The organism is Rhodococcus sp. LB1 (assembly GCF_001583455.1).
GTDB classification, from domain to species: domain Bacteria; phylum Actinomycetota; class Actinomycetes; order Mycobacteriales; family Mycobacteriaceae; genus Rhodococcus_F; species Rhodococcus_F opacus.
This window is the reverse complement of record NZ_LTCZ01000047.1, coordinates 38,144-44,295: the sequence shown is the minus strand read 5'-3', so window position 1 is coordinate 44,295 and position 6,152 is coordinate 38,144. Positions and strand designations below refer to the sequence as shown.

The window sequence follows — 6,152 nt, the reverse complement described above, 5'->3', positions numbered from 1 at the left end:
GGCGCCGATCTCACGGAGGAGGATGTTGATCGTGAAGCTCACCAGCACCGTGAACGGGATGGCCACCAGCACGGTGGGCACCATCGAGACCCGGGCGACGAACCACGCCTGGTCGACGAACTCGCGACGCTGGAAGGGCCTCGAAAAGACTGCCCTCAACGTTTCGCCCGACATCGAGAAGAACCCGCCGACCGCACGCAACGGCACCTCGAGGAGGTCTACCATCCGTCCTCCTCGTCCATGATCTCGCCCAGCACCGACTGTCAGTTCGAGCCCAGCCCCCCGGACGGTCTGTGACTCAGGTCATATTAACTAGAACGTGTTCACCTGTCAAAGGTGGTCCCTCATCAGCATGAATCGTCCCACATTCAGCACGCCCCGAGGGCCGAATTCAACCGAAAAGCCGGGCGTGTCTCCGTCCGATCGGACTCGGCAATTTGCGCCGAGCGGGAATCCGAGTGGCGGACCTAAGATGTTATAGCACAAGCACTTTGAGCGACATCTACGGAGTGCCGACGAACGCCGGAATCGTTGCCGGCCCCAGTTCTCCACGACCGTGCACGGAGGTCGGCACCGGGAGCTTCCGGGCCGGATAGGCAGGCTCGATCGAACTGCTCGACGGCAGCAGAACTAGAACACGATCTAGTCAAATCCGGCACACCTCTCGAACACCCCACCACGGGCACCCGGCCCCCGTTCCGCCGCTCTTCAGTTGCCTTCAGTATCGCCCATCGCGGGCGCATTACCTGCGGAAACGATACGGAAACAACCTTCGTGTCGGTTCTTCGGCCCCAGAGACGCAGATCAGCCCAGTTCGCGTAGCGCCGCGGAGGCCGAGAACATGGCGGCAGGATCCCGATCCCCGAAGTAGTTCCCGAGTTCCGCCGCGAGCGCACCGGGTGTCCACCGACCGTCCACGGCGTCGAAGCGCCGCTCCACGACCGGTGCCGCCATCAATGCCACCATCGGGCCGTAGACGACGAAGACCTGGCCGTTCACGGAGTCGGCGGCGGGCGATGCGAGGTAGGCGACCAGCGCGGCCACGTGCTCGGGCGACAACGGGTCGGAACCCTCGGCCGGTGCTTCTCCGAAGACGTTCTCCGTCATCGACGTGCGGGCGCGAGGGCAGATCGCGTTGGCTCGGACGCCGTACCGGGACAGCCCACGGGCCGCCGACAGCGTGAGCGCCGTGATTCCTGCTTTGGCCGCGCCGTAGTTCGCCTGCCCCTCGGGGCCGAGCAGTCCTGCCTCGGACGAGGTGTTGACGATGCGCCCGTACACCGGCGCACCAGCCTCCTTCGATTTGCCCCGCCAGTACGCCGCGGCTGCGCGGCACAGCAGGAAGTGGCCGCGCAGATGAACCTTCAGCACCAGGTCCCAGTCCTCGTCGGACATGTTGAACAGCATGCGATCCCGCGTGATGCCCGCATTGTTCACCAGGATGTCGAGGCTGCCGAGCCGGCCCTGCGCCGCCTCCATGATCGCGTCGGCGGTGGACCGTTCCCCGATGTCGCCTGCCACGAACTCGACCTTCGCGCCCAGGCCCCGGATCTCCTCGAGCGTCGCCTCCACGGCGTCGTTCCCGACCAGGTCGTTGACGACGACGGACGCACCCGCGCGGGCCAGCGCGATCGCCTCGTACTTCCCGAGGCCGGATCCGGCGCCGGTCACGACGGCGACCTTGCCGTCCACGTTCACATCGCGGTCAGCCACAGCATTCATGAACACGCTCTCCTGGTTCTGTGCACTCGCCGCAGGTCGCGAACCACGACACGGCGGTAGGTCGACGTCACTGTAGAACGTGTTCTCATTCCGGGCAACAATCCTCAGGGATGCTCGGAGAGCGCGGCCCTCGGACACTGGGCGATCGCCGTACGCACGTCCTCCTCCCGGTCAGCGGGAGGAACTGCACTCGAAATGTGCAGCTGATCGTCGTCGTCGAGCTCGAAGATGTCGGGTGCGATCCCCACGCACACACCATTGGCCTCGCAACGGTCGAAATCGACTCTGACCTCCATGGCAACCCTCACTTCTCCTCGTCTCGTCACTCGCGGATCCGGGTGCCGCCGGGCTGCGGCGCACTCCGTTCCTGCGATAACACTAGAACCTGTTCCAGTCGTGTGCAATGATTCGTTCCACGACTGCGAGCACGCCTACCGGGCACGCTCCGGGGTCGGCCGGGGCCGACTCCGCGAATGCACCGCAGAGACTGGAACCTGTGCCAGATTTCAGCTGATTCCGCTCTCGGACTGGAGAGGTACTTCGATGCACATCACCTACACACCGCAGCAGCAACAGCTGCGGGAAGAGCTGCGCGCGTACTTCGCGAAGCTGATGACGCCGGAGCGTCGAGAGGCACTGGCCGCCACCACCGGCGAATACGGCGAGGGCAACGTCTACCGTGACGTCGTCGCCCAGATGGGCAAGGACGGCTGGCTGACACTCGGGTGGCCCAAGGAGTACGGCGGCCAGGAACGGTCGGCCATGGAGCAGCTGATCTTCACGGACGAGGCCGCCATCGCCGGCGCCCCGGTCCCCTTCCTCACCATCAACTCGGTGGCGCCGACGATCATGCACTTCGGCACCCCCGAGCAGAAGGCGTTCTTCCTGCCCAAGATCTCGGCCGGCGAACTCCACTTCTCCATCGGCTACTCCGAGCCCGAAGCGGGCACCGACCTCGCCAGCCTCCGGACCACCGCCGTCAAGGACGGCGACGACTACGTCATCAACGGCCAGAAGATGTGGACGAGCCTGATCGCGTACGCCGATTACGTGTGGCTGGCGTGCCGCACCGATCCCGAAGCCAAGAAGCACAAGGGCATCAGCATGCTGATCGTCCCGACCACCGCCGAAGGCTTCTCGTACACCCCCGTCCACACGATGGCGGGTCCGGACACGAGCGCCACCTACTACCAGGACGTGCGGGTTCCGTCGTCCGCGCTGGTCGGCCCCGAACACGGCGGCTGGGCACTGATCACCAATCAGCTCAACCACGAGCGCGTCGCCCTGACATCCGCCGGGCCGGTCCTCACCGCCCAGCGTGAAGTGCGCGAATGGGCGCAGAACACCAAGTTGCCGGACGGCCGCCGCGTCATCGACCAGGAATGGGTGCAGATCAATCTGGCCCGGGTCCACGCCAAAGCCGAGTACCTCAAGTTGATGAACTGGGAGATCGCCTCGTCCACCGACCACGCGCCGGGCCCGGAGGCGGCGTCCGCCAACAAGGTCTACGGCACGGAGTTCGCCACGGAGGCGTACCGGCTGCTGATGGAGATCCTCGGACCTTCCGCCACCCTGCGGCAGAACTCCCCCGGGGTCCTGCTGCGCGGGCGACTCGAACGGATGCACCGGTCGTCGCTGATCCTCACGTTCGGCGGCGGAACCAACGAGGTGCAGCGCGACATCATCGCCATGACCGCCCTCGGCCTGCCCCCAGCGAAGCGTTAGGACTACGACAATGGACTTCACCCCCACCGAGGCCCAGCAGGACCTGGCCGGGCTCACCCGAGGAATCGTCTCGGACCTCGTCACCAACGACCGGCTGCGCGAACTCGACAACGCGGAGGACCGCCTCGATCGCCGGCTGTGGTCCGCACTCGCGTCGTCCGGCGTCCTGAGCGCCGCGCTGCCGGAGTCGGTGGGCGGCGACGGATTCGGCGTCCTCGAGCAGTGCAGCATCCTCATCGAACTGGGCCGCGCCGTCGCGCCGGTGCCCTATCTGTCGTCGATCGTGATTGCGGCGGGGGCGATCGCGAAGTTCGGAACCGAACGGCAGCGTTCCGACTGGGGCACTCCCGCAGCGAGTGGAGAGAAGATCCTCACCGCCGCCCTCGACGAGGAACTCAACGACACTGCGGGTGCGCCCGTCACGCGTGCCGAACGCGGCGCGGGCGGCTGGACCCTCGACGGCACCAAGATCGTGGTCGACGCGGCGCCGTCCGCCGACCTCTTCCTGGTCCCGGCAACTACCCCGGACGGTGTGGCCGTCTTCCTCGTCCGCCCCGACGACGCCGGAGTGACCGTCACCCGCCAGCAGACCGTCGACCTGGCCAGCACCGGAGAGGTGACCCTCCACGGAGTGTCGCTGACCGAGGACCGCGTGCTCGGTGCCCTCGACCAGGGCGGCGAAATCGTGGACTGGCTCGTCGAGCGCGGCTCGCTCGGCGCCTGCGCGTACCAGTACGGCGTCCTCGACGAAGCCCTGAAACTCACTGCGGCCTACGCCCGCGAGCGGGTGCAGTTCGGTCGGCCCATCGGCAGTTTCCAGGCCGTGGCCCAGCGACTCGCCGACGGCTACATCGACGTGAAGGGCGTCCGGCTCACGCTGTGGCAGGCGGCGTGGCGGCTCAGCGAAGGCCTGCCCAGCGAGGGCGACATCCAGACCGCCAACTTCTGGGCGTCCGACGCCGGACACCGGGTGGCCCATACCCTCGTCCACGTCCACGGTGGCGTCGGACTCGACGAGGACCACCCCGTGCATCGGTACTTCCTCGCCGCCAAGGCACTCGAGTTCCGGCTCGGCTCGGCCACCCAGCAGCTGCGGATCCTCGGCGCCGAACTGGCCACCGTCCCGGCATGACCGCCACGCTCGCGCGCACGGTATCGGACCTGCTCCTGGGCGTCTCGACGTCGGGCGCCCAGGGCCTGTACTTCGAGGACCGGTTCCTGTCGTGGTCCGAACACGTGCGGGCGAGCCTGCGGCGCGCCGCGATCCTCGAAGATCTGCTCGATGCACAGCGTCCCCGGCACTTCGGTGTCCTGATAGACAACGTCCCCGAGTTCTCGCTCATCGCCGGGGCGGCCGCGCTGTCCGGCGCCGTGCTCGTGGGGCTCAACACCACTCGACGCGGGGCGGCGCTGGCCCGCGACATCGCGCTGGCCGACTGCCAGGTGGTCTTCACCGACTCCGGGCAGTCCGCGCTGCTGGACGGTCTCGACCCTCGCGTTCCCGTCGTCGACGTGGATTCACCGGCATGGTCCGCGCTGCTCGCCGAGGAGCGCCCCGAATTCACACCCAGGCCGGCCGCAGCCGACGACCTGTTCATGCTCATCTTCACGTCGGGCACGAGCGGCGATCCGAAGGCGGTGCGCTGCACCCACGCGAAGATCACCGGACCCGGAATCATGCTCGCCGAACGCTTCGGGCTGACGCCGGACGACGTCGTCTACATGTCGATGCCCATGTTCCATTCCAACGCCATGATGGCGGCATGGTCCGTGGCGCTCGCGGGACACAGCTCGATTGCGCTGCGGCGCAAGTTCTCCGCGTCGAATTTCCTGTCCGATGTGCGGAAGTTCGGCGTCACGTACGCCAACTACGTCGGAAAGCCGCTGTCGTATGTGCTGGCTACCCCCGAGATGCCCGACGACGCCGACAACACGTTGAGGGTGATGTACGGCAACGAGGGGTCCGCGCCCGCGGTCGCAGCCTTCGCGCGCCGCTTCGGCACCGCGGTGGTCGACGGATTCGGCTCCACCGAGGGCGGTGTCGCCATCTCCACCAGCCCCGGGACGCCGGCAGGCTCCCTGGGCAAGCTCCCCGAGGGCATCGCGATCCTCGACCCCGAGACCGGCGATCTTTGTCCCCCGGCCGAATTCGATTACGCCGGCCGGGTGCTCAATGCCGAGGCCGCGACCGGTGAACTCGTCAACGTCGCGGGGTCGGGTGCGTTCGCGGGCTACTACAACAATCCCGAGGCCGACGCCGAGCGGATCCGCGACGGCAAGTACTGGAGCGGCGACCTCGCATACCGGGACGCCGACGGGTTCGTGTACTTCGCGGGGCGCAGTTCCGGATGGTTGCGCGTCGACGGCGAGAACATCGGTTCGGCGCCCATCGAACGCATCCTGATGCGGTACGACGGCTTCGCCCAGGTGTCGGTGTACGCGGCGCCCGATCCCGAAGTCGGGGATCGGGTGATGGCGGCCGTCGTCCCGACGCGCGACTTCGATCCCGCGGCCTTCACGAGCTTCCTCGACGCGCAGTCCGATCTGGGTCCGAAGCAGCGCCCGAGCCTGATCCGGGTGTGTGCCGAGTTCCCGCGGACCGCCACGTTCAAGGTCCTCACCCGTGTGTTGAGCGCCGAGGCCGCCGAGTGCACCGACCCGGTGTGGGTCCGCGAAGGTTCCGGCTACTCCCCCAGGTGAGTGGC

5 protein-coding genes and 1 pseudogene are annotated in these 6,152 nt (G+C 67.3%); 3 read left to right on the top strand and 3 right to left on the bottom strand.

Going from position 1 to position 6,152, the window contains the following annotated elements; translation table 11 throughout:
• From AZG88_RS09190 to AZG88_RS09180, 3 genes and pseudogenes are all read right to left on the bottom strand, one after another.
• A pseudogene (locus AZG88_RS09190) lies at positions 1-225 on the bottom strand (ABC transporter permease); the annotation flags it as partial.
• Positions 226-804: 579 nt separating this feature from the next.
• On the bottom strand, positions 805-1,722 hold the full coding sequence (locus tag AZG88_RS09185) for a 3-oxoacyl-ACP reductase (protein WP_061697517.1): 918 nt from the start codon (positions 1,720-1,722) through the stop codon (positions 805-807).
• A gap of 104 nt (positions 1,723-1,826) precedes the next feature.
• On the bottom strand, positions 1,827-2,018 hold the full coding sequence (locus AZG88_RS09180) for a ferredoxin (RefSeq protein ID WP_005244549.1): 192 nt from the start codon (positions 2,016-2,018) through the stop codon (positions 1,827-1,829).
• Positions 2,019-2,265: 247 nt separating this feature from the next.
• Here AZG88_RS09180 and AZG88_RS09175 point away from each other — a divergent pair, with 247 nt between their 5' ends.
• Genes AZG88_RS09175 through AZG88_RS09165 form a run of 3 tightly spaced genes read left to right on the top strand, consistent with a single transcriptional unit; the run spans position 2,266 to position 6,147 of the window.
• The gene (locus tag AZG88_RS09175) at positions 2,266-3,447 is read left to right on the top strand and encodes an acyl-CoA dehydrogenase family protein (protein ID WP_005244551.1); all 1,182 of its coding nucleotides are present in this window, start codon (positions 2,266-2,268) and stop codon (positions 3,445-3,447) included.
• A 10-nt stretch (positions 3,448-3,457) separates the two neighbouring features.
• Positions 3,458-4,579 (top strand): acyl-CoA dehydrogenase family protein, encoded by a 1,122-nt coding sequence (locus AZG88_RS09170; protein ID WP_061697516.1) that lies wholly within the window; start codon positions 3,458-3,460, stop codon positions 4,577-4,579.
• Entirely contained in the window at positions 4,576-6,147 is a 1,572-nt protein-coding gene (locus AZG88_RS09165; RefSeq protein WP_061697515.1) for a long-chain-fatty-acid--CoA ligase, read from the top strand. Before AZG88_RS09170 ends, AZG88_RS09165 begins: the two co-directional genes overlap by 4 nt.
• Positions 6,148-6,152: the final 5 nt, after the last annotated feature.